This is a genomic window from Sphingopyxis sp. GW821-FHT02C12 (assembly GCF_059421785.1).
Map to the genome: position 1 here is coordinate 2,481,300 of NZ_JBWKVQ010000001.1, position 25,684 is coordinate 2,506,983.

Below are 25,684 nucleotides of genomic sequence, written 5' to 3' on the forward strand. Positions count from 1 at the left end.
CTATCGGCCGTGGATCGGCAGGTCGCCGACTGTCTTATCGCGTGCGGCGAGCGCTTCAACCCAGGCGATGGCCTCGGCGATCGCCGGAGCGTGCTCGGCGGCGGCCTGCGCCTGCAATTGCCGCCGCAGGTCGGGGCTGTAGCCATGCTCGGGCGCCTTCGAATATTGGCGCATGATCGGCCCCGCGAGCGCGGCCTCGATCCGCGCCGCGTCGAGCGCGAGGCCGAAATGCCGTGCCTGTGCGGTCAGGCTGGTCGCGGGGTCGGCGAGCATCGCCTCGAAATCGACCCACAGGTGGCGTGGATCGGCGGCGGGCAGGGTGCGGGCTGCGGTCGCCATTTCACAAAGCCAGCTCATCGCGACGCGGGTGACCGGGGGCAATTGCCAGAGCCGGTGCGGAAAGTCGGGAAACAACACCGCGAGGCGCGCCATGCGGGCGGGCGCCTGCGCCAGTGTTTCGGCAAGCGACGCCTCGCCCGCCAGAATGGTTTCGATGTAGCGCGCGAGCGGGGCGTAGAGAAACAGCGCGCGGCCCTCGGCGCCGGTCAGGTCGTCGGCGATCGCGGTGATGACGCTCGACGCCTTGACCATCGCGACCTGTCCGGCGGCGAAACCGCGGCCGAGCCAGCCCGACACCTGCGCCAGCCGCTGGCGATACAGATCGGGCGACCAGACCGACTCCGGCCGATCGATGCGCTCGGCGACCTGCGCCAGCGTGCGCAGCAGCATCGGCTCACGCAGCGGCAGGACGTCGCCCGTCTCGGCGAGCAGCCGCGAGACCAGGGTCGAGCCGACATGGCCGATGTGGAAGATATGGTGCGGGCGCGGTGCCGCCGGGCCAAGGTCGGGCAGCGCATCCCACGCCATCCACTCGCGCCCGATCCGGTCGGTGAGCAGCCGCTGGTCGAGGAAGCTCGTGGCGCGATAATCGGCCTCGGTCAGCAGCGCGATCAGGACGCGGTCGTTCGCGAGGTCCGCCATATGCGGTAACAGGCTCGCGTCACCGGCGAAGCGGCGCTGGAAGGGATCGTCGGCCATCAGTTGCGGCCATAGGAAAGGCGAGGGGGATTGGCCAGCGGGGATCGGCGGGTGGGTGCGTCGGCTTTGGGGTGGGGAGCGGGCACCTATTTCATCGTCACCCCGGGCTTGACCCGGGGCCTGCCTTGCCTTTGGTCCGACGGCGAAAGAAGGGAGGCGGGTCCCGGGTCAAGCCCGGGGTGACGATGCGGATTACGCAAACGCGGCGTTCGCCCGCAACCCATCACCCCCAAACAGAAAGGGCCGCGTTCCCTTTCGGAAACGCGGCCCTCTCAAATGGCTTTGGCTGAAAAAGCTCAGGCTTCTTCGGCGTCGTCCGCAACCGCTTCGACGGCGGTTTCCGAAGGCGGCGTGCCTTCTTCGAACTCGTCTTCGCTGTCGGGTTCCAGCGCCGTGGCAGCAGCCTCGGCCTGTTCTTCCTCGAACATCGCGGCGATGACGTCGATGCCCTGCTTCTGCATTTCGGCTTCGTCGGGCGAGCGCGCGACGTTGACGCCGACGGTCACGACGACCTCGGGGTGCAGCTTGACCTTGACGTCGACCAGGCCGAGCGCCTTGATCGGGCGTTCGAGTTCGACCATCGACTTGCCGATGCCGGTGATGCCGTCTTCGGCCAGCGCATCGACGATGTCGCGCACCGAAACCGAACCATAGAGCTGGCCGGTGTTCGACGCCTGGCGGATCAGGACGATCTGCTTGCCGTCGAAATCCTTGGCGCGGCCTTCGGCCTCGCCACGACGTTCGGCGTTGTCAGCCTCGATCTTGCCGCGGTTGGCTTCGAACAGCTTGCGGTTGGTGTCGTTCGCGCGCAGCGCCTTGTTGTTGGGCAACAGGTAATTGCGGGCAAAGCCGTTCTTGACGGTGACGACATCGCCGATACCGCCAAGCTTTTCGATACGTTCGAGCAGGATGATTTCCATCGGACCAGCCCTCCTTACTTAACGATATAGGGGAGCAGGCCGATGTGGCGCGAGCGCTTGATCGCCTTCGCCAGCTCACGCTGCTTCTTGGTGGACACCGCGGTGATGCGCGACGGGACGATCTTGCCACGCTCCGACAGGTAACCCTGGAGCAGGCGGACGTCCTTGTAATCGATGACCGGTGCGTCCTTCGCGGTGAAGGGGCAGGTCTTGCGGCGGCGGAAAAAGGGTCGTGCCATGTCTTTGTTCCTTATTCTTCGCCGTCGCGGTCACGGCCGCCACGGCCGCCCCGACGTTCCTGCTTGCGCATCATGACCGAGGGACCCTTTTCGAGTTCGTCGACCTTGATGGTCATCCAGCGAATGATATCTTCGTTGATCGCAGCCTGACGCTCGATCTCGGCAACGGCTTCGCCCGACACTTCGGCCGACAACATCACATAATGACCCTTGCGGTTCTTCTGGATCTTGTAGGCGAGCTGCTTCAGGCCCCAGGTTTCGGTCTTGTGGACCTCGCCCTTATATTCGCCGATGACGTTGGTGACGGTTTCCGCCAGCGCGTCGACCTGAGCCTGGCTCAGGTCCTGACGCGCGATAAAAACATGCTCGTAGAACGGCATGGTGCGCTTCCTTCGATTTGGCCGATCGCTGGTTCCGCGCCAATCGCGAACCCCCTCCGGCTGTCGTCTCGCTTTGCGAATCGGTGCAAAGCAAACGGGGCGATGGCTCAAAGCCTCGCCCCGATGGCCGCGCCTATACAGATTTGCGCGAGGGAATCAAGCATGCCGCCCCTCTCCCCTTGAGGGAGAGGGTTGCGAAGACTTACCGCCTTGGCGGTTAGTCGAAGCTGGGTGAGGGGTTGCGGTCCGCAGGGCCGCGCGCGCCTCTGGCGCGCAACCCTCATCCAACTACGCCGAGCGCCTTCGGCGCAAGGCTTCGTATCCTTCTCCCTCAAGGGGAGAAGGAACTATGCGAGCTTCGCCAGCAATTCGCGCCCGAACTCGGTCAGCGTATCGTCGCGCGCGCCGAGGATGAGGATGCGGTCGCCCGCTTTCGCCTCATCGAGCATCGCCGCGCCGCAATTGGCGCGCGTCGTCAGGTGGACCGCATCGCCGCCGCCGGCGACGATGTCGGCGACCAGCGCCTCGCTGCCGATGCTGCGGTCGACGGTGCCGCCGAAATAGACGGGATCGCAGACGAACAATTTGTCGCCGTCGCGCATGCCGGCCGCGAAACTGGCGGCGAGTTCCTTGCCCATCTGGCGCAGCGGGCCATAGCCGTGCGGCTGGAAAAACAGCAGCGCGCGGCCCGGCAGTTCGGCTACCGCCGCGAGGGTCGCGGCGACCTTGTCGGGATTATGCGCGAAATCGTCGATCATAGTGACGCCGCCGGCTTGCCCCAGCACCTCATAGCGCCGGGCAAGGCCGGTGAAATCGGCGAGCGCGGCTGCCGACTCCCGGATCGAAATGCCCAGCGCGCGCGCCGCCGCCATCGCTGCCAGCGCATTGGACGCATTGTGGCGCCCCGGCATCCGCAGCCGCACCTCGCACTGCGTGACGTTGAAGTGCGCGGTGAAACGGCACCCGTCGGGCAGTGCCTCGAAATCGCTGCCGCGCATCCCGGCGAGCGGGCTGAAGCCGAAGCGCATGACATTCTCGCCGCTCATCAGCGGGCGCGATTCGGGGTCGTCGACATTGACCACCGCGATCCGCGCCTTCGCGGCGAAATCGCCGAACAGCCGATGCAGCTCGTCGAGGCTCTTGTGGTCGAGGCTGATGTTGGTGACCACCGCGACGTCGGGGCGGTAGATCGCGATCGATCCGTCGCTCTCGTCGACCTCGCTCACATAAGTGGCCGCATCGCCGACCAGCGCGCTGGCGAAGGGTGTTTCGTCGCTGGCGAAATTGCGCATCACCGCGCCGTTCATCACCGTGGGTTTGCGTCCAACACGCGCGAGGATCCAGCCGATCATCCCGGTGACAGTCGACTTGCCGCTGGTGCCGCCGACGCCGACAGCCTGCGCCGCTTCGTTGAACAGCGCCGCGTTGAGATCGGCGCGCGTCATGCGGGGGAGGCCCAGCTTGTTGGCGGCGGCGATGTCGGGAACGCTGTCCTCGACCGCCGCCGAGGCGACGAGGGTCTGGCCGGCGGCGACGCCGCTGCCGTCCTGCGGGACCAGCGCGATGCCCTGGCCTTCGATCCACGCGAATTTATCGGGCGAACGCCCCTGGTCGCGGCTGCGATCCGAGCCCGAAACCTGCGCGCCGCGCGCCGCGACGATCATCGCCAGCGGCAACATGCCCGACCCGCCGATGCCGCAAAAGAAATAGGATTTGTTTTCGGTCATGGCGCGGCGTTATGGCGTTGGCGAGGGCTTGGCAAGGGAAGGGGAGGCGAACGCTATGCGCATCGGGATCGTCGCCCCCAGCACCCCCATATTGCCCGACGATGCCGAGGCGGTGCGCGCGCTGGCGAGCCTCGGCTATCCCGACGTCGAACTCGTCTTCGACCCGCAATGTTTCGCGGTCCACGGCCATTTCGCGGGCGAGGACGGGCATCGCTTTGCGGCGCTGGTCGAGATGGCGAACCGTCCCGACATCGACGCGATCTGGTTCGCGCGCGGCGGTTATGGTGCCTGCCGGATCGCCGAGGACGCGGTCGCGGCGATGACCGACATCGCGCGCGGCAAGGCGTATCTCGGCTATTCGGACCAGGGCAATCTGCTCGGCGCGCTCTATCGCGACGGCTTCGACCATGTCGCGCATGGCCCGATGGTCGCCGATATCCGCCGCGCGGATGGCGATGCCGCGGTGCTGCGTGCGCTCGACTGGCTCGTCGCGCGCGATCCTGCGGTGTGCGAGCCGGGGCTTCAGCATGGCGCGCGCCACGCGGCGTTCAACCTGATGACGCTGTCGATGCTGCTCGGTACTCCGCTCGAACCCGACCTTGGTGGTCATATATTGCTGGTCGAGGAGGTGAGCGAATATCTCTACGCCTTCGATCGCGCCTTCTTCCATGTCGCCAGCTATCTCGGCCCGCGCGGGCTGGCCGGGCTGCGGCTCGGCCGCGTCAGCGACATCCCCGAAAACGACCGGCCCTTCGGCGCCGACGCCGAGGATATCGCGCGCCACTGGTGCGCGCGCTGCGACATTCCGTATCTTGGCCGCGCCGATATCGGCCATGATGCGGGCAACAAGGTCGTCCCCTTCGGCTTGCATCGCGCGGGGTGAGGGAATAGGCGCCTGACCCTATTGCGTCGCCCCCGCGAAGGCGGGGGCCGCTAGAGTTCGAACGCCAACGGCCGCGTTCAGAGTCACGTGCCTCTGAACGCCCTGCGCGGGGGCGAGACAAGGAGAACAGGGTCATGCGCGCATTCATCTTTCCGGGTCAGGGCAGCCAGGCGGTCGGCATGGGCAAGGCCTTGTCCGACGCGTCGCCGGTCGCGCGCGAGGTGTTCCAGGAGGTCGACGACGCGCTCGGCCAGAAACTGTTCCAGCTGATGACCGAGGGCCCCGAGGACCAGCTGGTCCTTACCGAAAATGCCCAGCCCGCGATCATGGCGAACGCCATCGCGACGCTGCGCGTGCTCGAAAAGGAAGGCGGCGTCACGCTGTCGGCCAAGGCCGATTATGTCGCGGGGCACAGCCTCGGCGAATATAGCGCGCTCTGCGCCGCGGGCGCCTTCGACCTCGCGACCACCGCGCGGCTTTTGAAGACGCGCGGGCAGGCGATGCAGGCGGCGGTGCCCGTCGGCATCGGCGCGATGGCGGCGCTGCTCGGCGCCGACATCGACACCGCGCAGAAGCTCGCCGACGCCGCCGCCGAGGGCGAAATCTGCACCGTCGCCAACGACAACGACCCGTCGCAGGTCGTGATTTCGGGCCACAGGGGCGCGGTCGAGCGCGCGGTCGCGCTGGTCAAGGATTATGGCATCAAGCGCGGCGTGCTGCTGCCCGTGTCGGCGCCCTTCCACTGCCCGCTGATGCAGCCCGCCGCCGACGCGATGGCCGAAGCGCTCGGCGCCAATCCGCCCGCCGCGCCGTTGGTCCCGGTGGTCGCCAACGTCACCGCCAGCCCGGTGGGCGACGCCGATACGATCCGCGATCTACTGATCCAACAAGTCACCGGCCGCGTCCGCTGGCGCGAAAGCGTCGGTGCGATGGAGGCTATCGGGGTCGGCCAGTTCGTCGAATTCGGCGGCAAGGTGCTCGGCCCGATGGTCAAGCGTAGCGCAAGCGGCGAGGTCGAGGTGACGAGCGTGATCTCGATGGACGATATCGAGGCGCTGCTGAAGACGCTTTGACGAAATATCACTTTTCTCTACTAAAGAGATAAGGTATCATAACTCCCTTGGTTCAAGCCGGGGAGAGGGCGATGAGCGGATTCACACGCATTTGGGCTTTTGGCCAATGGGCGTTCGTTGCGGCGCTCTTTGCGTCGCCCTTGTGGGCCGGCGCGGCGGCGCCGGTCGCGCAGCAGATCGCCGCCGCGACGGGCGCGACCAGCAGCATGCGCGCCTTTGCGAGCGAGGCGGAACTAAAGACATTCCTGGACCGAAGAAGAGCCGCTGAGCGGCTCAATCCGCCACCACCGATGGACGCATCGGCCGCTTCGGCCGATGCGGCTCCGGCTCCCGCCATGGCCCTCGACGTCGAGGAACCTCCGCCCGCGACCAAAGCCGCCGAAGGCATCACCAATGTCCAGACCGCCGGGGTCGACGAGGGTGGCATCGTCAAGAAACAGGGCGATTTGCTGATCGTGCTGCGCCGTGGGCGCATCTTCACGATCGACGCCTCGGGCGGCGGCATGCGACCGATCGCGGCGGTCGATGTCTTTCCGGGCAAGAGCGATGCCGACGGCACCTGGTATGACGAGATGCTGGTTAGCGACGATACCGTCGTCGTGCTCGGTTACAGCTATGCGCGCAGCGGCACCGAGGTGAACCGCTTCCACCTCTCCGCCGACGGCAAGCTGACGTGGCGTGACACCCATTATCTGCGTTCGGGCGATTATTATTCGTCGCGCAACTATGCCTCGCGGCTGATCGGCGACAGGCTGATCTTCTATGCGCCGCTGCCGACCTATGAGGGGATCGTCGACAGCCTGCCCGCGCTTGCGACTTGGCAGAAGGGCAAGGTCGGCGCCTTCAAGCCGTTCACCGGCGCGCGCGACATTTATATGCCGCAGCCGGCATGGGCCGACGACAGGCTCGCCGGCGATGTGCTGCACAGCGTGATGATCTGCGACCTCGGCAGCGACGATATGGATTGCGATGCGACCAACGTGCTCGGCAGCTGGTCACGCAGCTTCTATGTCTCGCAGAACGCCGTCTATGTCTGGGCCGGCATGGGGTCCGAATGGAGCAGCGATCCGGCGGACAACCGCGCTATGCTCTATCGCATCCCGCTGGGCGGCGGCGCACCGCAGGCGGTCGAGGTCGCCGGTATGCCGCTCGACCAATTCTCCTTCCGCGAAGAAAGCGACGGCGCGCTCAACGTGTTGACGATGGACGAGGGCGGCGGCGATGCGATGTGGCAGGCCGAGGCGAATGACAAGGGCGACATGGCGCTGCTCCACCTTGCGGCATCGCGCTTTGGCGACGGCGGGGCTAAGGTAAAGCCCGCCGACTTCCGCGCGCTGCCCGGCGTCGAGGGTTGGGAGCGGCAGAACCGCTTCGTCGGCGACTGGTTGCTCTATGCGGGCGGTCAGATACGCCGCGACCTGCGCAAGGAAGGCGGCGGGCAGGCCGCGCTCTACGCCGTCCCGGTGAAGGGCGGCGAGGTCGTCCCGCTCGATCCGGGTCATCAGGTCGGGCGGATCGACATCATGGGCCGCGACGCGATCATCGTCGGCTCGGGCGGCGACGGCGCGTTGACCTTCACGACGGTGGCGCTCGACGGCACGCCGCAGCTCGCGAGCCGCTATGCCTTCCCGGCCGCGGCGGAGGGCGAGAATCGCAGCCACGCCTTTTTCTATCGCCCCGACCCGGACGGCAACGGCGACGACGGGTTGCTCGGCCTGCCGGTGATGCGCGGCAGCGACGACGGGACGAAGTTCCTCGGCAGCGCGGCGTCGATCCTCTACCTCCGCCGCGCCGCGCGCGACCTGTCGCTCGCGGGCACGCTCGACGCCCGCCCGGGGCAGGGCGACGATCATTGTCTCGCCTCGTGCGTCGACTGGTACGGCAACGCGCGTCCGGTGTTTTTTGGCGGTCGCATCTTCGCATTGATGGGCTATGAACTTGTCGAAGGCCGCTGGCAGGACGGGAAGATACGCGAAACGGCGCGCATCGACTTTACTCCGAGGAAAGGCGGCCGGTCGGGGTAGAAGATTTGCGCGCAGAGGCGCAGAGGACGCGGAGAGTTGGCTGGGGATGGGCGAGGCGGCGCTCCATATCGACCAGATATCGCATGACGTGATCGGCGTCGCGATGCGGCTACATAGCGAGATCGGTCCGGGGCTTCTGGAAAGTGTCTATGAGACGCTCCTTGCCGGTCGCCTGGCCGCCATGGGATACAAGGTTGATCGGCAATGGCCGATCAACGTCGTTTTCGACGGGATCGAATTTCGCGAGGTTGCGCGCGCCGATCTGGTGATCGACGACCGGCTGGTCGTCGAAATCAAATCCACCGAGAATCTGCATCCGGTGCACGCGAAACAGGTTCTCACATATCTGCGGTTGATGCATATGCCCGTCGGCCTGCTGATCAATTTTGGCGAGCCGACATTGAAGCAGGGAATTCGCCGCCTCGTAAACGACCGCAAAGACTCTGCGTCCTCTGCGTCTCTGCGCGAAAAAACTGATACACCGACGTCCGGAAAAACCGGACCATTGCAAGGATAGATATTGATGTTCGATCTCACCGGCATGACCGCCCTCGTTACCGGCGCCAGCGGCGGCATCGGTTCGGCCATTGCGCAGGCGCTGGCGGCGCAGGGCGCGCGGCTCGCGGTTTCGGGGTCCAATGCCGACAAGCTGAACGCCTTTCGCGACACCCTCGGCGGCGACCATGTCGCGCTGCCGTGCAACCTTGGCGACAGCGCCGCGGTCGATGCGCTGGTCCCTTCGGCGGTCGAGGCGCTCGGCGGCAAGCTCGACATCCTCGTCAACAATGCCGGGGTGACGCGCGACAATCTGATCATGCGGATGAAGGACGAGGAATGGATGGACGTCATCCGCATCAACCTCGAAGCCAATTTCCGCCTCGCGCGTGCGGCGGCCAAGCCGATGATGAAGGCGCGCTTCGGGCGCATCATCTCGATCACCAGCGTCGTCGGCGCCACCGGCAATCCGGGGCAGGCCAATTATGCGGCGTCGAAGGCGGGGGTCACCGGCATGACCAAGGCGCTGGCGCAGGAACTGGCGAGCCGCGGGGTCACAGCGAATTGCGTCGCGCCGGGCTTCATCGCCACCGCGATGACCGCCGAACTGCCCGACGCGCAGAAGGACGCGCTCAACACCCGCATCCCGGCGGGGCGCATGGGCGAGGGCAGCGACATCGCCGCGGCGGTGGTCTATCTGGCCTCGAAAGAGGCGGGCTATGTCACCGGCCAGACGTTGCATGTTAACGGCGGCATGGCCATGCTGTCCTAGGGGACTGTGTTGCCGAGGGAAATTCGGGTGGAAGGGACGATCCTATGTTGAAGGGAATCATGGCGGGCGCCTTGCTGGCATGGACCGCCATGCCTGGCGCCGCAATGGCGCAGGAAGGCGCCAAGTTCGACTGTGTGACGAAGGACGCCAATGCGACGCTGAAGGCGTCGATCGGGGCGGCGATGACCGGCGTCGGCGACGATGTGTCGCGCGACGCGCTGTTCAAGCAATTGGCGACGATCACCGACACCTGCGTCGCGCGCCACGCAATCGACGAGGCGAACAAGGCCGACTATTTCGACTACGGCCTCGCGCGGATTTCGCGCGAATGGCTGATCGGCGACCTTGCGCGCAACAGCCTGTCGAACGCGCCGGTCGACAAGGCGCTCGATTTCGGTCCGAGCGGCACGAATCCGGACCTGTCGGCCGACATGACCGACGACCAGATCATGTCGATCGTCCAGGCCTATATCGACACCGGCGTCGACATCGAAAAGGTCGATTCGGGGGTGTGGGAAAAGGTCGGCGCATACGCCGCGGCGACCTCGATCTACTGGAACAAGCGCAAGCTGCTGCCCTTCTGACGGGACAATGAGCCGGGTCCGGCGGCGGTGCCGGACCCGGCTTCCCCGGGCGACCCTTCCGGAAGAGGGATTAGAAGCTCGCGCGGGCGGTAATGCGGATATCGCGGCCGGCGAGCGGCACATAATCCTTGGTGAAGCTGGCGTGGCGGCGCGCATCGACGTCGAAGATATTGTTCGCCGCCAGCGTCAGCGACAGATTCTTCGTCTCGGGCAGCGGACGCCAGGTCAGCGACGCGTTGACGAGGGTGAAACCCTTGGTCGGGGTTTCGAAGGTCGCGATGCGGTTCTGGTCGTCGGTCCATTCGACCTCGGCGCGCGCGTCGATCCGGTCGCCCTGCGCTTCGAGTCCGCCCAGCACGCGCAGCGGCGGGATGCGCGGGACGTTTCCGTCGACGCCGGCACCCTTGATCTTGGCGCGCGTCATGTCGGCGGTGACGTCGCCGACGATGTTGAAACCGGCGATCTGTGCGATCGGTGCCGCCGCTTCGAACTCGAAGCCGTAGGTGCGCGCCTTGTCCTGCAGGAACTGGAACAGCGGCAGATCGTCTTCGATCAGCCCGGTATCGCTTTCATAGATGAAGCCGTCGAACCAGCTCGCATAGCCGGTGAGCGCGACCGAATAGCCGTCGCGGTTGAACTTCAGCGACGCTTCGCCGCCCCAGCTCGTTTCCTTGTCGAAATCGGGATTGCCGCGTTCGAAGGTCTGGGTCGCGGCGTGCGGACCGTCGGACAGCAGCTCCTCGGCCGAGGGTGCACGTTCGCTGTGCGAGACCGAGATGCTCGCCTTGATCCCGTCGGCGAGGGCATAGCTGAAACCGCCCGCACCCGAAAAAGCGTTGAACGACCGGTCGTAACCGATGCTGCTCGCCTTGATATTGCTCTTTTCGAACCGCAGCGCGCCCTCGAGTGTCAGCGGACCCATTTCCTTTTCCTGCAGCGTGAAGGCGGCAAGGCGGGTGGTTTCGTTGGGCGGCAAAAAGGCTTCGTCGCCGATCGCCGCGAAGTCGCGGAAGCTGTACTGCAAGCCGCTCGCGCCGCGCCAGCCGCCGCGGTCGTTCTGCGCCAGCTCGGTGCGGAACTCGATGCCCTTGTTGAGGAAGGTCGTACCGGGGACGCCGTCGTCGAATTCGGTGTGGGCGTAATCGCCATAGGCTCCGCGCACGCGCAGCTTTTCGAACAGGCCGTCGCCCAGTTCGACCTCGCCGCGCAGGTCGACGCGGTACTGGCGCGACGAGATCGTCGGTTCCTCGCCCAGGTCGGCGCGCGGCGGGATGCCATAGTCGGTTTCGAGATAGCCGAACGACAGGCCGAGCATGCCGCCGTCGTTGATATAGGCGGCGCCGACCCCCGCGCTCGTGCTCGTGTTCGCGCTGTTGGGGATGCGCCCGCGGCTGTTCGCGGCGCCGGTCAGCCGTGCGGCCTCGTCGGCATCGCCGTCGGCGGTCGCATCGGCGGCGAGGCCGAGCAGGCGCTGGCGCAAAGGCTCGGCATAGATCAGCCCGCCGGCGCGGACATCGTTTGAATCGCGATAATTGCCATCGACGTGGAAGACGAGCTGTTTGGTCAGGGCGACGTCGACCGAGGCGCCGACGCTCTTGTCGTCGGCTGCGCTGCCATAGCTGGCGAGCGCGTCGACGTGGAAGGGCGCTTCGGGGATGCCGCGCGGGATGCGGCGGTCGAAGACGTTGACCGCGCCGCCGATCGCCTGGCTCGAAAACAGCAGCACCGACGGGCCGCGCAGGATTTCGATGCGTTCGGCGGTCAGCGGGTCGATGCTGACGCCATGGTCGGCCGAGGTCGATGACGCATCGATCGCGCCAAGGCCGTCGACGAGCACGCTGACGCGCTCACCCGAAAAACCGCGCAGCACGGGACGCGAGGCGCCGGGGGAGAAGCTGCTGGCCGACACGCCGGGCTGGCTGGTCAGGCTGTCGCCGATCTGGCCGCGGATATCCTGCGCCAGCTTTTCGCCCTCCATGACCGACACATTGCCCAATATGTCGAGGCTGCGCACATAAGGCGCGGTGACGATGATCGGCTGGTCGGTGTGATAATCGTCGTCGCCCGTCTGCGGTGCGGTGTCCTGCGCAAAGGCGGGCGCGGTCAGCATCAGGGCGAGGGTCGAAGCGGCGGAGCAAAGCAAGCGCATGGAGAGGAAATCCTGTTTTCGTTGGCGACTGTGGCGGCGTCAGTAATGATATATTGTTACAGAGGCAAGGGCCAGTTCCCGCCGTTCGTCGGGACCACGGCGCCGTCCGTCGATGAAGAGGGGGGAGGGGAGCGGTTGGTTTCGGGCGTGCCCCTGTCGTCACCCCGGACTTGATCCGGGGCCCGCCTTTTCTTTTATCCGACGGTTGACGAAGAAAGGCGGGTCCCGGGTCAAGCCCGGGATGACGGTGGCATAAGCGTCCGCTCCCCACCCCAAAGCCGCCGCTCCCGGCAAAGCCCCGTCTTCGTCCTCCCAAAAGAAGCTGTCTTGCGGGCTGCGGGACGGCGCCCTAGATCAAGCGCCATGACCATTGCGCACACCAGCCTCGAGCTGATCGGCAACACCCCGCTCGTCCTTCTGAAAGGTCCCAGCGCCGCCACGGGCTGCGAAATCTGGGGCAAATGCGAATATGCCAACCCCGGCGGCTCGGTGAAGGATCGCGCCGCGCTGTATATCGTTCGCGATGCCGAGGCGAACGGCAACCTGAAGCCCGGCGGCACGATCGTCGAGGGGACGGCGGGCAACACCGGGATCGGCCTCGCGCTCGTCGCCAATGCGCTCGGGTACCGGACGATCATCGTCATGCCCGACAATCAGAGCGCCGAGAAGATGGACACCATCCGCGCGCTCGGCGCCGAGCTGGTGCTCGTGCCGCCGGCGCCCTTCGCCAATCCGGGCCATTTCGTCCACACCTCGCGCCGCATCGCCGAGGAAACCGACAATGCGATCTGGGCGAACCAGTTCGACAATATCGCCAACCGCAAGTCGCACATCTTCGGCACCGCCGAGGAAATCTGGGAGCAGATGGACGGCCGCATCGACGGTTTCACCTGTGCCGCGGGCACCGGCGGCACGATCGCGGGAACCGGGCTCGGCCTGAAAGCGAAGGACGAGAAAATCACTATCGCGCTGACCGACCCGCATGGCGCCGGACTCTATAATTATTACCAGTGCGGCGAACTCAAGCCCGAAGGATCGAGCGTCGCCGAGGGGATCGGCCAGAACCGCATCACCGGCAATCTCGACGGCGCGCCGATCGATACGCAATTCCGCATCTCGGATGCCGAAGGACTCGCGGTGGTGCGCCAGCTGCTCGACGAGGAAGGGCTGTGCCTCGGCCTGTCGTCGGGGATCAATGTCGCGGGCGCGATGGCGCTGGCACGCCAACTTGGCCCCGGGAAGCGCATTGCAACCATCCTGTGCGACAGCGGGTTTCGCTATCTCTCGACGCTCTACAACCCCGAGTGGCTGGCGAGCAAAGGATTGGCGGCGTGAACATGAAAAAGCCCAGGCCCTCGCCCGTGTCGCCCGAACCGCTGGGTCCCAATGATTCGATGCGCCGGCTGCAGATCGGCATCGCCGGGGTGATGGCGGTGCTGCTGCTCGTCGGTCTCGCCGGGCTGATCGGGGAGCGGGCGCGCGAACAGGTCGCGAGCGATGCGGTGACCGCGGATCCCGCTGCGACCGGCACGGCCGAAAAGGGCAGCGGCGCCCCGCTCGAAGAACTGGGCGTCCAGCCGGTGACGCCGACGGCCGACGCTGCAAAGGCGGCCCCGTCTGCGGCCAAGGCCGCGCCCTTGCCGCCCGCGACGGCAAAGGTTCCCGACCTCGAACCCGATCCCGAACTGCAGCGCGCACGGAACAAATCGGCACAGTGACGCGCGCGCGTTTTGCCGGGCTGGCGCCGACGCTCCGACTGTCCGCCGCCTATGTCCTTCCGGCGCTGGCGCTGGCCTGGATATGCGGTGGCCAGATGCTGCTCGGAAGGGTCGACGCGGCGCTGGCAATCCCTCTGCTCATGCCGGGCGCGCTGCTCCTTGCATGGCTCATCCGGGGCGAGAGCCTGCGGGCGCGCGCCCGGACCTTTGCGGCGGCGTTGCTGATCCTGGCCATGACGCAGTTGGCGCTGCACTATGGACTGGCGGAGCGAATGGGTGGCCTCCAACTCGTCGCCACCTTGCTATGTGGTGGCGTAGGATGCGGCATTGCGGCAATCCTCATCGGGCGCACCGGTAATTGGCATGCGGCGCTGCGTTGGCCGGCAATGCTTCTCACGCTGATTTTGTGGTTTGTCGCCGGGCAGGCGTTGATCGGCCCAGCCTATGCAACATGGACCAAGCCGCTTTCGCAGCCCGTTGCTACGATAACGGGCCTGCCGCTGCGCTGGGCCGGGCAGGGCGGCGATTTTGCGGCGATGCTGGAGGCGGGGCCTTCCGAGGCGCAGGCGCTTTCGGAATTATACCGGAGGCTGGACGTTCATGTCGTCGATAGTCTCGCGGATGTCCGCGATGAAGATGCCTTGCTCGTCGCTCATCCACGCGCGCTTGCGCCAGAGGAACTTGTCCGGCTCGACACACTCACCGCGCAGCCGCGCACCATCGTCATCCTCGCCGACGCGCTGTCGAGCTGGACGCCCGCCTACCCGCTCGGCGATCCGCGCAATCCGCCGGTGACCAGCCTGCTCACCCCGCTGCTCGACCATTGGGGGATCGCGCTCGCGGCGGTCGACCCTGAGCGGGCAGGGGATGTCGATGTCTTCCTCGACCCGGCGGGGCAGAAGCTCCGGCTCCATTCGGCGGGACGTTTCACGCGCCTGCCTGCGGCGTGCGTCACCTGGGGCGACCGCCGCGTCGCGCGCTGTCCGATCGGTCGGGCGACCGTCTGGCTCGTCGGCGACGCCGACCTGCTCCACGAAAGCCTGTGGCAGTCGCCGATCCCCGATGCGCTATGGCTCCGCCGGTCCGACAATATGAAATGGCTGGTCTCCGCCTTGGGCGGCCCCTCCAGGGCCTATTTCGAGCCGATCTGGATCCGCTGACCGCCGGAACCGGCGTTTTTCCGCCCCTTGATTCTTATCCACAGCGGTCTGCGGCGTGCGCGTCGCGGGCCATTGCCGCTCATTTGCGCTCCTTTCGCCCCGATCTGCCCTAGAAATGTGGTGAATTGACCCGGTCAGGCCCTAATTTACCCCTTTTCACCCCGACCGAGACTTGGTAGGCAGGAATCGGAGAGGGGCAATCTCCACCTGAGTCACTGGATTCGGAATTTTTGGATTCCGGGGTCGGGGAAGTTTTGCCCGGGGTGCTAGGCTGGGGGCAAATCGATGGCGGTTATCACGCCCGGCAGCTATTCCGGCACCGAATTCGCCGCGATCGATGGCAAGGGACGCATCGCCGTCCCCTCCGAATTCCGCAACAATGTGCCCCTCAATGCGGATGGCCAGCGCGTGCTTTGGGTCGGCTTTCACGAAAAGCTGCCCTGTCTGGTCGCTTATGGCCAGGACCAGTTCGACCGCCTCAACGACGAAATCGCCCGCGATCGCGACATCGCGCGCGACCGTGACCGCGATTATGACGAAGACGCCGAATATAAGAAGCGCTTCGACTTCACGAAGAACTACACGCTCGACGAAAGCGGTCGCTTCCTGCCGACCTTCTCGCACCGCGACAATCCTTACGATCCCGACGTGCTGGCGTTCGACGGCAGCGCCTGCGCCTTCGTCGGTGCGGGGCGCCGCTTTGAAATCTGGTGGCTGCCGCTGCTCGCCGCCTGCGAAGAGGCCGACCCGCGCCTGCGCCGCGTCGCCGCCGCATGGGAAGCCAGCAAGGCGAGGGGGCGGAAATGACCGACCTTGCCCCCAATGTCTTCAGGGATCCGCGCCATGACCCCGTGCTCCGCGACGAGATTGTCGCCGCGCTCGCGATCACGCCCGGCGAATGCCACGTCGACGCCACCTTCGGCGCCGGCGGCTATACCCGCGCGCTGCTCGCGGCGGGCGCTCAGGTCGTCGCCTGTGACCGCGATCCCGATGCGATCGCCGAGGGCCAGGCACTCGTCGCCGAAGCCGCCGGCCGGCTGACGCTGGTCCACGGTCGCTTCGGCGAAATCGACCGGCTGCTCGCCGAGCGCGGGATCGATGCCGTCGACGGCATCGTCTTCGACATCGGCGTCTCATCGATGCAACTCGACCGCGCCGAACGCGGCTTTTCGTTCCAGAACGACGGCCCGCTGAACATGACAATGGCGCAGGATGGCGAGACCGCGGCCGACTGGCTCAACAGCGCCGACGAAGGTGCGATCGCCGATGTCCTCTTTCACTATGGCGACGAACGCCAGTCGCGCCGCGTCGCGCGCGCGATCGTCGCGGCGCGCCCGCTCACCCGCACCGGCGAACTCGCGACGGTGATCCGCAAGGCGCTGCGCCACCCGCCCGGCGCCCCCAAGGACCCGGCGACGCGCAGTTTTCAGGCGATCCGCATCCACATCAACGGCGAACTCGACGAGCTCAAAGCCGGGCTCGACGCCGCCGAACGGTTGCTGCGTCCCGGTGGCCGGCTTGCCGTGGTGTCGTTCCACAGCACCGAGGATCGCATCGTGAAGAACTTCCTGCGCGAACGGAGCGGAGGCGATGCCGCCGGTTCGCGCCACCGGCCCGCGCTAGCCCCTCCGGCGCGGGCCGCAACTTTCCTGCCCCCGGCGCGCCGGGTGCGCCCGGGCAAGGATGAAGAAGCCCGCAACCCCCGCGCCCGTTCGGCGACGCTGCGCAGCGCGGTGCGCACCGAAGCGGCGGCATGGTCCGCGGGTTCGACGACACAGGAGGCGATCTCATGCTGATGGCGGCGCGCAAATTGCAGGGTATCGGGCTGGTATTGCTCGTGCTGGTGTTCGCGATGATGCTCTATCCGGTGTCGCTGAAGGTCGCGGCGACGCGCAGCGAACTCGCGCAGATCAACCAGAAGATCAATCGCACCCGCGACAATATCCGCTACCTCGAATCCGAACTCGCGGTGCGCGCCTCGATGCGCCAGCTCGAGCAATGGAACGCCGAAACCTTCGGCTATTCGGCGCCGTCGGCGAGCCAGTATCTCGCCAACGAGCGCCAGCTCGCCTCGGTCGGCCGCCTGCCGCGCGCGCGCGGTGCCAACGACGTCGCGCCGGTGTTGATGGCGATGGTGTCGCCGGTCGCGCTGCCCGAAAAGGCCAAGCCCGCCGCCGCCACGGCGCCGGACGCCCCCGCCGCCCCGGCCGCGGCGGTGAAGCCGGCGGCGATCAAGCTTGCCGCGGTCCAGTCGGACACGCCGCCGCGCATGGCGCCGACCCGCCGCCGCGAACAATTGAAGATGATCGAGGACCAACTCCTCGCCGAATCGACGCTCGCCGATCTCAAGCGGGCCGCCGCCGCCGAAGCAGGGGAAGCCAGGGGCCGATGAACACGCTGGTCGTCCGTCCGACACGCGTCCGTACCGCCGGGGTGCGGCAGCAACTGCTGCTCACCGCACAGCAGCGGCTGATGATCCTGATGCTGCTGTTCACGGCGGCGATCTTTTTCGTGTCGCTGCGTCTGCTCTATTTCGCGGCGTTCGACACGACGCCGCAGCGCGGCGCCGCCGCGGCCTTCGTTCCGGCCCGCGCCGACATCGTCGACCGCAACGGCGTGCCGCTGGCGCGCACCATCGACGGCTATTCGATCCGCGTCGTGCCGTCGAAGCTGCTCAACAACCGTGCCTATCTGGCCGACGAACTGGTCAAGATCTTCCCCGACACGCCGCGCGAGGAATTTCTCGCCAAGCTGACCGGCCCGCGCGCCACCTATATTCGCCGCCGCGCGCTGCCCGACCAGGTCGCGGCGGTGAACGCGATCGGCGAGATCGGCTTCGATTTCCCGCGCGAGAAGGAGCGGCTCTATCCGCAGCTCAGCCTCGCCGCCCACACGCTGGGTTTCATCAACGCCGAGGGGCAGGGCGTCACCGGGATCGAGGGCGCCTATGACAAGCGCCTGACCGACGCCGCGACGCGCGGCCAGCCGCTCGCGCTGTCGATCGACGCGCGGGTGCAGGGCGTGCTCGAAAGCGAACTCGGCAGCGCGGTGACGAACCTCGAGGCGATCGGCGGCGCGGGGATCATCCTCGACGTCCACACCGGCGAAGTGCTGGCGATGTCGTCGCTCCCGACCTTCAACCCGAACAAGCTGACCGGCAGCGACCCCGCGACGCGCCGCAACGCCGTGACCTATAATCTCTATGAGCTGGGTTCGACCTTCAAGCCGCTGACCGTCGCGGCGGCGATCGACGCCGGCACGGTGACCAGCATGGCGCGGCGCTACGATGCGACCCAGCCGCTCGCGATCGCGGGTTTCCGGATCCGCGACAGCCATCCCGCCGGGCGCTGGTACAATGTGCCCGAAACGCTGATCCACAGCTCGAACATCGTCACCGCGCAGATCGCCGACGAACTGGGCCGCGAGAAGATGGAGGCGATGTTCCGCAGCGTCGATTTCGACAAACGGCCGGGCATCGAGCTGAAAGAACGGGCATTTCCGCTGTGGCCTAAAAACTGGGGCCGGCTGACCACGATGACGACCGGCTATGGTCACGGGATCGCGGTCACCCCGCTGCACCTCGCCAGCGCCTATGCCGCGCTCGTCAACGGCGGCATCTACCGCCCGGCGACGATGCTCAAGCTGGGCGACAAGGCGCCGCCGCAGGGCCGCCGCGTCTTCAAGGCGTCGACCAGCGCGCGGATGCGCCAGTTGCTCCGTCTGATCGTGTCCGACGGCACCGGCAAGCAGGCCGAGGCGCCCGGCTTCCGCGTCGGCGGGAAAACCGGAAGTGCCGAAAAGCCCGGCATCGGCGGATACAACCGGACGTCGGTCGTCGCGACCTTTGCCGCGGCATTTCCAATGGATAACCCGCGTTACGTGGTTATCGCGATGATCGACCAGCCCAAGGGCAACGCCTATAGTTCGGGCCAGCGCACCGCAGGCTGGACCGCGGCGCCGGTGGTCAAGAAAGTCGTGATGCGCGCGGGTCCGATGCTCGGCGTCTTCCCCGACGAAAGCCGCGACGTCGACGTGTCCGAACTGACCCCGCTGCTCTGGAGAAACGGGGAAGCCGAGTAATGCGTCTCGCGGCGCTGATCGAAAATCAGGCTTTGTCGGGCGCCGACCCTGTCGTCACCGGGCTCGCGATCGACCATCGCAAGGTTGCGCCGGGGACGATCTTCGGCGCCTTCGTCGGCGAGAAGTTCAACGGCGAGGATTTTATCGCCGCCGCGATCGAGGCTGGCGCCATCGCCATCGTCGCGCGGCCCGAGGCGAAGGTCGACGGCGCGGTCCATATCGCCGACGCCAATCCGCGCCGCGCCTTCGCGCATATCGCCGCGCGCTTCTTTAACAAATTCCCGGCGACCTGCGTCGCGGTCACCGGCACCAACGGCAAGACCTCGACCGTCGAAATGACCCGCCAGCTGTGGCGCATGGCGGGGTTCCACGCCGCCTCGATCGGCACGCTCGGCGTCACCGCCGGCGACGACCGCGTCGTCACCGGGCTGACCACCCCCGATATCGTCACCTTCCTGTCGAACATGGCGGGCCTTGCCGCCGAGGGGGTGACTCACGCCGCGTTCGAGGCATCGAGCCACGGCCTCGACCAGTATCGGACCGAGGGCCTGCCCGTGAAGGCCGCCGCCTTCACCAACCTCAGCCACGATCATCTCGATTATCATGGCGACATGGACAGCTACATGGCCGCGAAGATGCGGCTGTTCCGCGAGGTCGTCGACCCGAACGGCACGGTGGTGATCTGGAACGACGACATGTGGTCGCCGGCCGCCGAATATGAAGCGAAACAGCGCGGCGTCCGCATCCTGACCGTCGGCCAGCATGGCGAGGACCTGCGTCTCGTCTCGCGCGAGCCGACCCAACTCGGCCAATCGCTCGTCATCGCCGCAGGGCCGGTGGTGCAGAAAGTCACGCTGCCGCTGATCGGCGCCTATCAGGTCGCCAATGCGCTGGTTTCGGCGGGCCTCGTTATCGCGACAGGCGGCGACGTGGCGCAGACGCTCGGCAATCTCGCGCGGCTCCAGCCGGTGCGCGGGCGCCTCGAACGCGCCGCGATCACCAAAACGGGCGCGCCGGTCTATGTCGATTATGCCCACACCCCCGACGCGATCGAGGCGGCGCTCGACGCGCTTCGCCCGCACGCGACGGGCCGCCTGATCCTCGTCTTCGGTGCCGGTGGCGACCGTGACAAGGACAAGCGCCCCGAAATGGGCCGGGTCGCCGCCGCGAAGGCCGACATTGCGATCATCACCGACGACAATCCGCGCGGCGAGGATGCCGCGACGATCCGCGCCGCCATCGCCGCCGGCGCGCCGGGCGCGCAGGTCATCGGCGACCGCCGCAAAGCGATCGCTGCCGCGATTGCCGAGGCGCGCGCCGACGACATCGTCTGCATCGCGGGCAAGGGGCATGAACAGGGCCAGATCGTCGGCCGAGGCGACGCGATGCGCGTCATTCCCTTCGACGATGTGACCGTCGCGCGCGAGGAGGCGGCATGAACCCGCTGTGGACCGCGCGCGCCATCGCCGCTGCGACCGGCGGCACCGCCAGCGCCGACTTCACCGTGCACGGCGTCGCCTTCGACTCGCGCGAAGTCGGGAAGGGCGACCTGTTCGTCGCGATGAAGGGCGAGGCGACCGACGGCCATAACTTCATCGATAAGGCGATCGTCGCGGGCGCGGCAGGGATCGTCTGCGAAACCGCTATCGACCATCCGCATGTCCGCGTCGCCGACAGCGCCCTCGCGCTGAACGCGCTGGGTATCGCGTCGCGCGCGCGCTGCCATGGCCGGATCATCGGTGTGACCGGCTCGGCGGGCAAGACGGGAACCAAAGAGGCGCTGTTCGCGGCGCTCGACCGCTTCCGTCCGGGCAAGGCGCATCGCTCGGTCAAAAGCTACAACAACCATGTCGGCGTACCGCTCAGCCTGTCGCGTATGCCCTCGACCGCCGATTATGGCGTGTTCGAAATGGGCATGAACCACGCCGGCGAACTCGCCGCGCTGACCCGGATGGTGCGCCCGCACGTCGCCATCGTCACCACCATCGCGCCGGCGCATATGGAATTTTTCGGCAGCGAAGCGGCGATCGCCGACGCCAAGGGCGAAATTTTCGAAGGCCTCGAACCCGGCGGTACCGCGATCGTGCCCTTCGACAGCCCGCATTATGCACGCCTCCGGACCAAGGCCGAACAGCATGCGGCGCATGTCGTCAGCTTCGGCCTCGGCGCCGGCGCCGATGTGCGTGCGGTCGACTGGCTGCCCGACGGGCAGGGCGGTTCGCTCGTCACCGCGCAGGTTCAGGAAGCCTTGCTCTGTTTCAACATCGCGCAGGCGGGCGCCCATTGGGTGTCGAATGCGCTCGCGGTGCTCGCCGCGGTGAAAGCCGTCGGCGGCGACCTTCCCGCGGCGGGGCTCGCCTTTGCCGAAATGGCCGGCCTCGCCGGACGCGGCGCGCGGCATCGCCTGCCCGTCGCGGGCGGCGGCCATATCCTGCTGATCGACGAAAGCTACAACGCCAACCCCGCTTCGATGGTCGCCACGATCGACCAGCTCGGCAGCGAATCCGCCGATCGCCGCGTCGCGATTCTCGGTGCTATGAAGGAACTCGGCCCGGGCGGTGAGGCCTATCATGCCGGCCTCGCGGCTCCGCTCGTCGCAGCGGGCGTGCAGTTCGCCTTGCTCGTCGGCGAAGAGATGACGCCGCTCGCCAAAGCGCTTGAGGGGCGTATCGATTTCGCGCATGTGCCCGACCATCGGGCCGCCAAAGAGCGGCTGAAAGACTTGATCCGCGCCGGCGATGCCGTGCTGGTCAAGGGGTCGAACAGCGTTGGCCTGTCGCATCTGGTGACGGCGCTGACCAACGGGGAATATTGATGCTGTACTGGCTGGCGGAATGGCTTGACTTTCCGGGGGTCCTCAACCTCATTCGTTATCTGAGCTTCCGCTCGGGCGCCGCGGTCGCGACCGCGCTGATCATCGGCCTGTGGATCGGCCCGCGCTTCATCCTGATGCTGCGCATGCGGCAGGGCAAGGGCCAGCCGATCCGCGACGATGGACCGCAGACGCATCTCGCGAAAAAGGGCACGCCGACGATGGGCGGGCTGATGATCCTGATTTCGCTGATGATTTCGGCGCTGCTCTGGATGGATTTGTCGAACCGTTTTGTCTGGGCCTGCCTGTTCGTCACCGGCGGTTTCGCGGTCGTCGGCTTCCTCGACGATCTCGACAAGGTGACCAAGGCCAGCCACCGCGGCATTCCGGGCCGCGTCCGCCTGCTGATCGAATTCGTCATCGCGGGGGTCGCGGTGTTCCTGATCGTGTCGCGCACCGGTACCGACCTGTATCTGCCCTTCTTCAGCGGCATCGTGCTCGAACTCGGGCCCTTTTATTATCTCTTCGCGATGGTGATGATCGTCGGCTTCGGCAATGCGGTGAACCTGACCGACGGGCTCGACGGACTCGCGACCTTCCCCGTGATCATCGCCAGCCTCGCCTTCCTCGTCATCGTCTATCTGTCGGGCAACGTGAAATTCGCCGAATATCTCGGCATCCCGCACGTCCCCGGCGCGGGCGAACTGGCGATCTTCGCCGCCGCGATCATCGGCGCCTGCCTCGCCTTCCTGTGGTTCAACGCGCCCCCCGCGGCGGTGTTCATGGGCGACACCGGCAGCCTCGCATTGGGCGGCGCGCTCGCGACGATCGCGGTGACCGCCCAGCATGAACTGGTGCTCGTCATCATCGGCGGCTTGTTCGTCGTCGAGGCACTGTCGGTGATCATCCAGGTCGCCTGGTACAAACGCACCGGCAAGCGCGTCTTCCGCATGGCGCCGATCCACCATCATTTCGAACAGCTCGGCTGGCCCGAATCGACCGTCGTGATCCGTTTCTGGATCGTGTCGATCGTTCTCGCGCTGGCAGGGCTTGCGACGCTCAAGCTCCGGTGATCACCAGCCGCGCCTTTGCCGGTCGCCGCTACGCGGTGCTGGGGCTGGCGCGCTCGGGGCTCGCGACGGTCGAGGCACTCGTCGCCAGCGGTGCCGGCGTCACCGCGTGGGACGACCGCGAGGAAGCGCGCGACGAGGCGATGGCGCTCGGCGCCGACATCGGCAATCCGCTGGAGATCGACCTGATCGGTTTCGCGGGCGTCGTCGTGTCGCCCGGCGTCCCGCTCAACCGCCACCCGATCGCCGCCCACGCGCGCGAGGCGCATGTCCCGGTGATCGGCGATGTCGAGCTGTTCGCCGAAGCGCGCGCGGAGCTGCCGCCGCACAAGGTCGTCGGCATCACCGGCACCAACGGCAAGTCGACCGTCACCGCACTGGTCACCCATATGCTCGAAAGCGCGGGCATCCCGACGCTGATGGGCGGCAATATCGGCCTGCCGATCCTCAGCCGCGATCCGCTCGCCCCCAATGAAAACGGCGTCGGGGTCTATGTCCTCGAACTGTCGAGCTACCAGATCGACCTGTCGCACAGCCTCGCCTGCGATGTCGCGCTGCTCACCAACCTCACCCCCGACCATCTCGACCGCTACGACGGTTTCGCGGGCTATGCCGCGTCGAAGGCGCGCTTGTTCTCGCTCCAGCACCGCGATCAGGTCGCGATCGTCGCGGTCGACGACGACCCGTCGAAGATCATCGCGGGGCGGATCAATCACCGCCTGTTTCGCGTCTCGGGCAAGGATGTCGACCCCGTCGACCAGATGCGCTGGCCGGCGCTGCAGGGGCCGCACAATGCGCAGAACGCGGTCTGCGCGATCGCGGTGTGCCGCGTCCTCGGGTTGAACGACGAACAGATCGAAGCCGGCCTCGCCACCTACAAGGCGTTGCCGCATCGCATGGAACTGGTCGGCGAAGTCGCTGGCGTCCGCTGGTACAATGACAGCAAGGCGACCAACGCGGCTTCCGCTGCACCGGCGCTGGCGGCCTTTCCGCCGGCGCCGGACCAGCGTCTGCACTGGATCGCCGGCGGGCAGGCCAAGGGCGACGGGTTGTCCGCCTGCCGTCCCTGGTTCGGACACGTCAAGCGTGCCTATCTGATCGGCGAGGCAATGGACGGTTTCGCGGCCGAGATCGGCGATGCGATTCCCGTCGACCGTTCGGGCGACCTCGCGACCGCGGTCGCGCGCGCGGCGGCGGTCGCCGAGCCGGGCGACATCATACTGCTGTCGCCGGCCTGCGCGTCGTTCGACCAGTTCAAGAGTTTCGAGGAGCGCGGCGACCGCTTTCGCGCCATCGTCAAGGCATTCGGGGCATGAGCGGGGGGCTCGACAATATGGACGCGACGAACGAACGGCCGATCATCGCCACGACGCGCAGCAGCAAGCGGCGCGGCCCGCGGCTCAGCCGCGCCGACCGCACCCCGCTCGGCCTGTGGTTCTGGGAAATCGACCGCGTGCTGCTGCTGCTCGTGTCGATGCTGATCGCGGTCGGCCTCGTTGCCGTCACCGCCGCCTCGCCGGTCGCGGCGCAGAAGCTCTCGACCTCGACCGCCAGCCTCGACCCGCTCTATTATTTCTATCGCCAGCTGATGTGGGTGCTCGTGGGCGTGCCGGTGATGCTCGCGGTGTCGATGCTGCCCAAACAGCAGGCACGGCGTTTCGCGATCTACGGCACCATCACCTTCATGGGGCTGCTCTTCCTCGTGCCGCTGATCGGCACCGAAGTGAACGGCGCGCAGCGCTGGCTCGGCAGCGGCATGTTCCGCCTCCAGCCGTCGGAGTTTCTCAAGCCCTTCTTCGCGGTCGCGCTCGCATGGGTGCTGTCGCTGCGGCTGCAGGACCAGAGCCTGCCCGTCGTGCCGCTCAGCTTCGTGCTCACAGGTATCATCGCGATGCTGCTGATGGGCCAGCCCGACCTTGGCCAGACGATCATCTTCATCGCGACCTGGCTCGTCCTCGTCCTTGTCGCCGGCCTGTCGATGCGGATCATGGGCATGCTCGCGGCGGGCGGCCTTGCCGGTATCGTCCTCGCCTATTTCTTCTATCCGGTCGCGCAGCAGCGCATCAACATCTGGCTGTTTGCCGAGGGCGACAGCTTCCAGGTCGACAAGGCGCACGCGACGCTCACCGCCGGCGGGCTGATCGGCACCGGTCCCGGCGCGGGCCTCGCCAAATTCCAGCTGCCCGAGGCGCATACCGACTATATCTTCTCGGTGATCGGCGAGGAGTTCGGGATGATCGCGTGCATGGCGATCGCGATCCTCTATCTCGCGATCATCGTCCGTGTCCTCGTTCGCCTGCTCGACGAAGAGGACAGCTTCCTGATCCTCGCGGTCGCCGGCCTGATCGCGCAGTTCGGCGGACAGGCGATCATCAACATGGCGGTGAACACCCAGCTATTCCCGTCGAAGGGGATGACCTTGCCCTTCATCAGCTACGGCGGCTCGTCGATGATCGCGCTGTCGATCGGCATGGGTTTGCTCTTGTCGCTGACCCGGCGGAACCCCTATGCCGCAAGGGTATCGATGACCCGCAACTGGAACAAAAAATGACGGCCCGCA

General features: G+C 66.7%; 24 protein-coding genes. 18 read left to right on the forward strand and 6 right to left on the reverse strand.

Features of this window, described 5'->3' with window-relative positions; translation table 11 throughout:
- From AC07U1_RS11875 to AC07U1_RS11895, 5 genes are all read right to left on the reverse strand, one after another.
- On the reverse strand, positions 1–1,038 hold the full coding sequence (locus tag AC07U1_RS11875) for a hypothetical protein (protein ID WP_492739092.1): 1,038 nt from the start codon (positions 1,036–1,038) through the stop codon (positions 1–3).
- Positions 1,039–1,334: 296 nt separating this feature from the next.
- Entirely contained in the window at positions 1,335–1,958 is a 624-nt protein-coding gene (gene rplI / locus AC07U1_RS11880; protein WP_056346850.1) for a 50S ribosomal protein L9, read from the reverse strand.
- Between the two features lie 14 nt (positions 1,959–1,972).
- Complete coding sequence (gene rpsR, locus AC07U1_RS11885) at positions 1,973–2,197, reverse strand: 30S ribosomal protein S18 (RefSeq protein ID WP_056346852.1); 225 nt, start codon at positions 2,195–2,197, stop codon at positions 1,973–1,975.
- A gap of 11 nt (positions 2,198–2,208) precedes the next feature.
- Positions 2,209–2,577: a 30S ribosomal protein S6 gene (rpsF, locus tag AC07U1_RS11890; protein WP_056346855.1), complete on the reverse strand. Its 369-nt coding sequence runs from the start codon at positions 2,575–2,577 to the stop codon at positions 2,209–2,211.
- A gap of 347 nt (positions 2,578–2,924) precedes the next feature.
- Positions 2,925–4,304: a Mur ligase family protein gene (locus AC07U1_RS11895; RefSeq protein WP_495176371.1), complete on the reverse strand. Its 1,380-nt coding sequence runs from the start codon at positions 4,302–4,304 to the stop codon at positions 2,925–2,927.
- Positions 4,305–4,359: 55 nt separating this feature from the next.
- Between AC07U1_RS11895 and AC07U1_RS11900 the strand changes: the two genes are divergently transcribed.
- The 6 genes from AC07U1_RS11900 (at position 4,360) to AC07U1_RS11925 (ending at position 10,135) form a co-directional block, all read left to right on the forward strand.
- The gene (locus tag AC07U1_RS11900; protein WP_495176370.1) at positions 4,360–5,187 is read left to right on the forward strand and encodes an LD-carboxypeptidase; all 828 of its coding nucleotides are present in this window, start codon (positions 4,360–4,362) and stop codon (positions 5,185–5,187) included.
- 134 nt (positions 5,188–5,321) lie between these two features.
- Positions 5,322–6,260, forward strand: a complete 939-nt coding sequence (gene fabD / locus AC07U1_RS11905; RefSeq protein WP_495176369.1) for an ACP S-malonyltransferase — start codon at positions 5,322–5,324, stop codon at positions 6,258–6,260.
- A 71-nt stretch (positions 6,261–6,331) separates the two neighbouring features.
- Complete coding sequence (locus AC07U1_RS11910; protein WP_495176368.1) at positions 6,332–8,284, forward strand: beta-propeller domain-containing protein; 1,953 nt, start codon at positions 6,332–6,334, stop codon at positions 8,282–8,284.
- 46 nt (positions 8,285–8,330) lie between these two features.
- Positions 8,331–8,801 carry a GxxExxY protein gene (locus AC07U1_RS11915; RefSeq protein WP_495176367.1) on the forward strand — a complete coding sequence of 157 codons (471 nt, stop codon included), beginning with the start codon at positions 8,331–8,333 and terminating at the stop codon, positions 8,799–8,801.
- 6 nt (positions 8,802–8,807) lie between these two features.
- Positions 8,808–9,551: a 3-oxoacyl-[acyl-carrier-protein] reductase gene (gene fabG / locus AC07U1_RS11920; RefSeq protein ID WP_187138950.1), complete on the forward strand. Its 744-nt coding sequence runs from the start codon at positions 8,808–8,810 to the stop codon at positions 9,549–9,551.
- A 44-nt stretch (positions 9,552–9,595) separates the two neighbouring features.
- Positions 9,596–10,135, forward strand: coding sequence for a hypothetical protein (locus AC07U1_RS11925; RefSeq protein WP_056346868.1), 540 nt, complete (start codon positions 9,596–9,598; stop codon positions 10,133–10,135).
- A gap of 70 nt (positions 10,136–10,205) precedes the next feature.
- Here the strand turns inward: AC07U1_RS11925 and AC07U1_RS11930 are convergent, their stop codons facing one another.
- Complete coding sequence (locus AC07U1_RS11930) at positions 10,206–12,284, reverse strand: TonB-dependent receptor (protein WP_495176366.1); 2,079 nt, start codon at positions 12,282–12,284, stop codon at positions 10,206–10,208.
- A gap of 363 nt (positions 12,285–12,647) precedes the next feature.
- Between AC07U1_RS11930 and AC07U1_RS11935 the strand changes: the two genes are divergently transcribed.
- From AC07U1_RS11935 to AC07U1_RS11990, 12 genes are all read left to right on the forward strand, one after another.
- A complete protein-coding gene (locus tag AC07U1_RS11935; protein WP_495176365.1) occupies positions 12,648–13,619 on the forward strand; it encodes a cysteine synthase A in 972 nt (323 codons plus the stop codon).
- A 2-nt stretch (positions 13,620–13,621) separates the two neighbouring features.
- Positions 13,622–14,002, forward strand: coding sequence for a hypothetical protein (locus tag AC07U1_RS11940; protein ID WP_495177458.1), 381 nt, complete (start codon positions 13,622–13,624; stop codon positions 14,000–14,002).
- On the forward strand, positions 13,999–15,162 hold the full coding sequence (locus AC07U1_RS11945; protein WP_495176364.1) for a Gldg family protein: 1,164 nt from the start codon (positions 13,999–14,001) through the stop codon (positions 15,160–15,162). Before AC07U1_RS11940 ends, AC07U1_RS11945 begins: the two co-directional genes overlap by 4 nt.
- A gap of 285 nt (positions 15,163–15,447) precedes the next feature.
- The gene (locus tag AC07U1_RS11950) at positions 15,448–15,969 is read left to right on the forward strand and encodes a division/cell wall cluster transcriptional repressor MraZ (RefSeq protein WP_492739082.1); all 522 of its coding nucleotides are present in this window, start codon (positions 15,448–15,450) and stop codon (positions 15,967–15,969) included.
- Positions 15,966–16,958, forward strand: a complete 993-nt coding sequence (rsmH, locus tag AC07U1_RS11955; protein ID WP_495176363.1) for a 16S rRNA (cytosine(1402)-N(4))-methyltransferase RsmH — start codon at positions 15,966–15,968, stop codon at positions 16,956–16,958. Before AC07U1_RS11950 ends, rsmH begins: the two co-directional genes overlap by 4 nt.
- Positions 16,952–17,554 (forward strand): hypothetical protein, encoded by a 603-nt coding sequence (locus AC07U1_RS11960; RefSeq protein ID WP_495176362.1) that lies wholly within the window; start codon positions 16,952–16,954, stop codon positions 17,552–17,554. Before rsmH ends, AC07U1_RS11960 begins: the two co-directional genes overlap by 7 nt.
- Positions 17,551–19,242 (forward strand): peptidoglycan D,D-transpeptidase FtsI family protein, encoded by a 1,692-nt coding sequence (locus AC07U1_RS11965; protein ID WP_056346884.1) that lies wholly within the window; start codon positions 17,551–17,553, stop codon positions 19,240–19,242. Before AC07U1_RS11960 ends, AC07U1_RS11965 begins: the two co-directional genes overlap by 4 nt.
- A complete protein-coding gene (locus tag AC07U1_RS11970) occupies positions 19,242–20,681 on the forward strand; it encodes a UDP-N-acetylmuramoyl-L-alanyl-D-glutamate--2,6-diaminopimelate ligase (protein ID WP_495176361.1) in 1,440 nt (479 codons plus the stop codon). Before AC07U1_RS11965 ends, AC07U1_RS11970 begins: the two co-directional genes overlap by 1 nt.
- Complete coding sequence (locus AC07U1_RS11975; protein WP_495176360.1) at positions 20,678–22,057, forward strand: UDP-N-acetylmuramoyl-tripeptide--D-alanyl-D-alanine ligase; 1,380 nt, start codon at positions 20,678–20,680, stop codon at positions 22,055–22,057. The genes AC07U1_RS11970 and AC07U1_RS11975 overlap by 4 nt, the downstream gene beginning before the upstream one ends.
- Positions 22,057–23,127 (forward strand): phospho-N-acetylmuramoyl-pentapeptide-transferase, encoded by a 1,071-nt coding sequence (gene mraY, locus AC07U1_RS11980; protein WP_495176359.1) that lies wholly within the window; start codon positions 22,057–22,059, stop codon positions 23,125–23,127. The genes AC07U1_RS11975 and mraY overlap by 1 nt, the downstream gene beginning before the upstream one ends.
- Positions 23,124–24,440 carry a UDP-N-acetylmuramoyl-L-alanine--D-glutamate ligase gene (gene murD / locus AC07U1_RS11985; RefSeq protein ID WP_492739075.1) on the forward strand — a complete coding sequence of 439 codons (1,317 nt, stop codon included), beginning with the start codon at positions 23,124–23,126 and terminating at the stop codon, positions 24,438–24,440. Before mraY ends, murD begins: the two co-directional genes overlap by 4 nt.
- Positions 24,437–25,675 carry an FtsW/RodA/SpoVE family cell cycle protein gene (locus tag AC07U1_RS11990; protein ID WP_492739074.1) on the forward strand — a complete coding sequence of 413 codons (1,239 nt, stop codon included), beginning with the start codon at positions 24,437–24,439 and terminating at the stop codon, positions 25,673–25,675. Before murD ends, AC07U1_RS11990 begins: the two co-directional genes overlap by 4 nt.
- Positions 25,676–25,684 lie beyond the last annotated feature (9 nt).

What these genes read in the sequence shown, in the direction of transcription:
- AC07U1_RS11990 (WP_492739074.1), top strand. Translation starts at nt 24,437, where the DNA reads ATGAGCGGGGGGCTCGACAATATGGACGCGACGAACGAACGGCCGATC.
- fabG (WP_187138950.1), top strand. Translation starts at nt 8,808, where the DNA reads ATGTTCGATCTCACCGGCATGACCGCCCTCGTTACCGGCGCCAGCGGC.
- rplI (WP_056346850.1), bottom strand. Translation starts at nt 1,958, where the DNA reads ATGGAAATCATCCTGCTCGAACGTATCGAAAAGCTTGGCGGTATCGGC.
- AC07U1_RS11940 (WP_495177458.1), top strand. Translation starts at nt 13,622, where the DNA reads ATGAAAAAGCCCAGGCCCTCGCCCGTGTCGCCCGAACCGCTGGGTCCC.
- AC07U1_RS11875 (WP_492739092.1), bottom strand. Translation starts at nt 1,038, where the DNA reads ATGGCCGACGATCCCTTCCAGCGCCGCTTCGCCGGTGACGCGAGCCTG.
- AC07U1_RS11950 (WP_492739082.1), top strand. Translation starts at nt 15,448, where the DNA reads ATGGCGGTTATCACGCCCGGCAGCTATTCCGGCACCGAATTCGCCGCG.
- AC07U1_RS11935 (WP_495176365.1), top strand. Translation starts at nt 12,648, where the DNA reads ATGACCATTGCGCACACCAGCCTCGAGCTGATCGGCAACACCCCGCTC.
- AC07U1_RS11895 (WP_495176371.1), bottom strand. Translation starts at nt 4,304, where the DNA reads ATGACCGAAAACAAATCCTATTTCTTTTGCGGCATCGGCGGGTCGGGC.
- AC07U1_RS11915 (WP_495176367.1), top strand. Translation starts at nt 8,331, where the DNA reads ATGGGCGAGGCGGCGCTCCATATCGACCAGATATCGCATGACGTGATC.
- AC07U1_RS11910 (WP_495176368.1), top strand. Translation starts at nt 6,332, where the DNA reads ATGAGCGGATTCACACGCATTTGGGCTTTTGGCCAATGGGCGTTCGTT.
- rpsR (WP_056346852.1), bottom strand. Translation starts at nt 2,197, where the DNA reads ATGGCACGACCCTTTTTCCGCCGCCGCAAGACCTGCCCCTTCACCGCG.
- AC07U1_RS11960 (WP_495176362.1), top strand. Translation starts at nt 16,952, where the DNA reads ATGCTGATGGCGGCGCGCAAATTGCAGGGTATCGGGCTGGTATTGCTC.
- AC07U1_RS11930 (WP_495176366.1), bottom strand. Translation starts at nt 12,284, where the DNA reads ATGCGCTTGCTTTGCTCCGCCGCTTCGACCCTCGCCCTGATGCTGACC.
- mraY (WP_495176359.1), top strand. Translation starts at nt 22,057, where the DNA reads ATGCTGTACTGGCTGGCGGAATGGCTTGACTTTCCGGGGGTCCTCAAC.
- fabD (WP_495176369.1), top strand. Translation starts at nt 5,322, where the DNA reads ATGCGCGCATTCATCTTTCCGGGTCAGGGCAGCCAGGCGGTCGGCATG.
- rpsF (WP_056346855.1), bottom strand. Translation starts at nt 2,577, where the DNA reads ATGCCGTTCTACGAGCATGTTTTTATCGCGCGTCAGGACCTGAGCCAG.
- AC07U1_RS11925 (WP_056346868.1), top strand. Translation starts at nt 9,596, where the DNA reads ATGTTGAAGGGAATCATGGCGGGCGCCTTGCTGGCATGGACCGCCATG.
- rsmH (WP_495176363.1), top strand. Translation starts at nt 15,966, where the DNA reads ATGACCGACCTTGCCCCCAATGTCTTCAGGGATCCGCGCCATGACCCC.
- AC07U1_RS11975 (WP_495176360.1), top strand. Translation starts at nt 20,678, where the DNA reads ATGAACCCGCTGTGGACCGCGCGCGCCATCGCCGCTGCGACCGGCGGC.
- AC07U1_RS11970 (WP_495176361.1), top strand. Translation starts at nt 19,242, where the DNA reads ATGCGTCTCGCGGCGCTGATCGAAAATCAGGCTTTGTCGGGCGCCGAC.
- AC07U1_RS11965 (WP_056346884.1), top strand. Translation starts at nt 17,551, where the DNA reads ATGAACACGCTGGTCGTCCGTCCGACACGCGTCCGTACCGCCGGGGTG.
- AC07U1_RS11900 (WP_495176370.1), top strand. Translation starts at nt 4,360, where the DNA reads ATGCGCATCGGGATCGTCGCCCCCAGCACCCCCATATTGCCCGACGAT.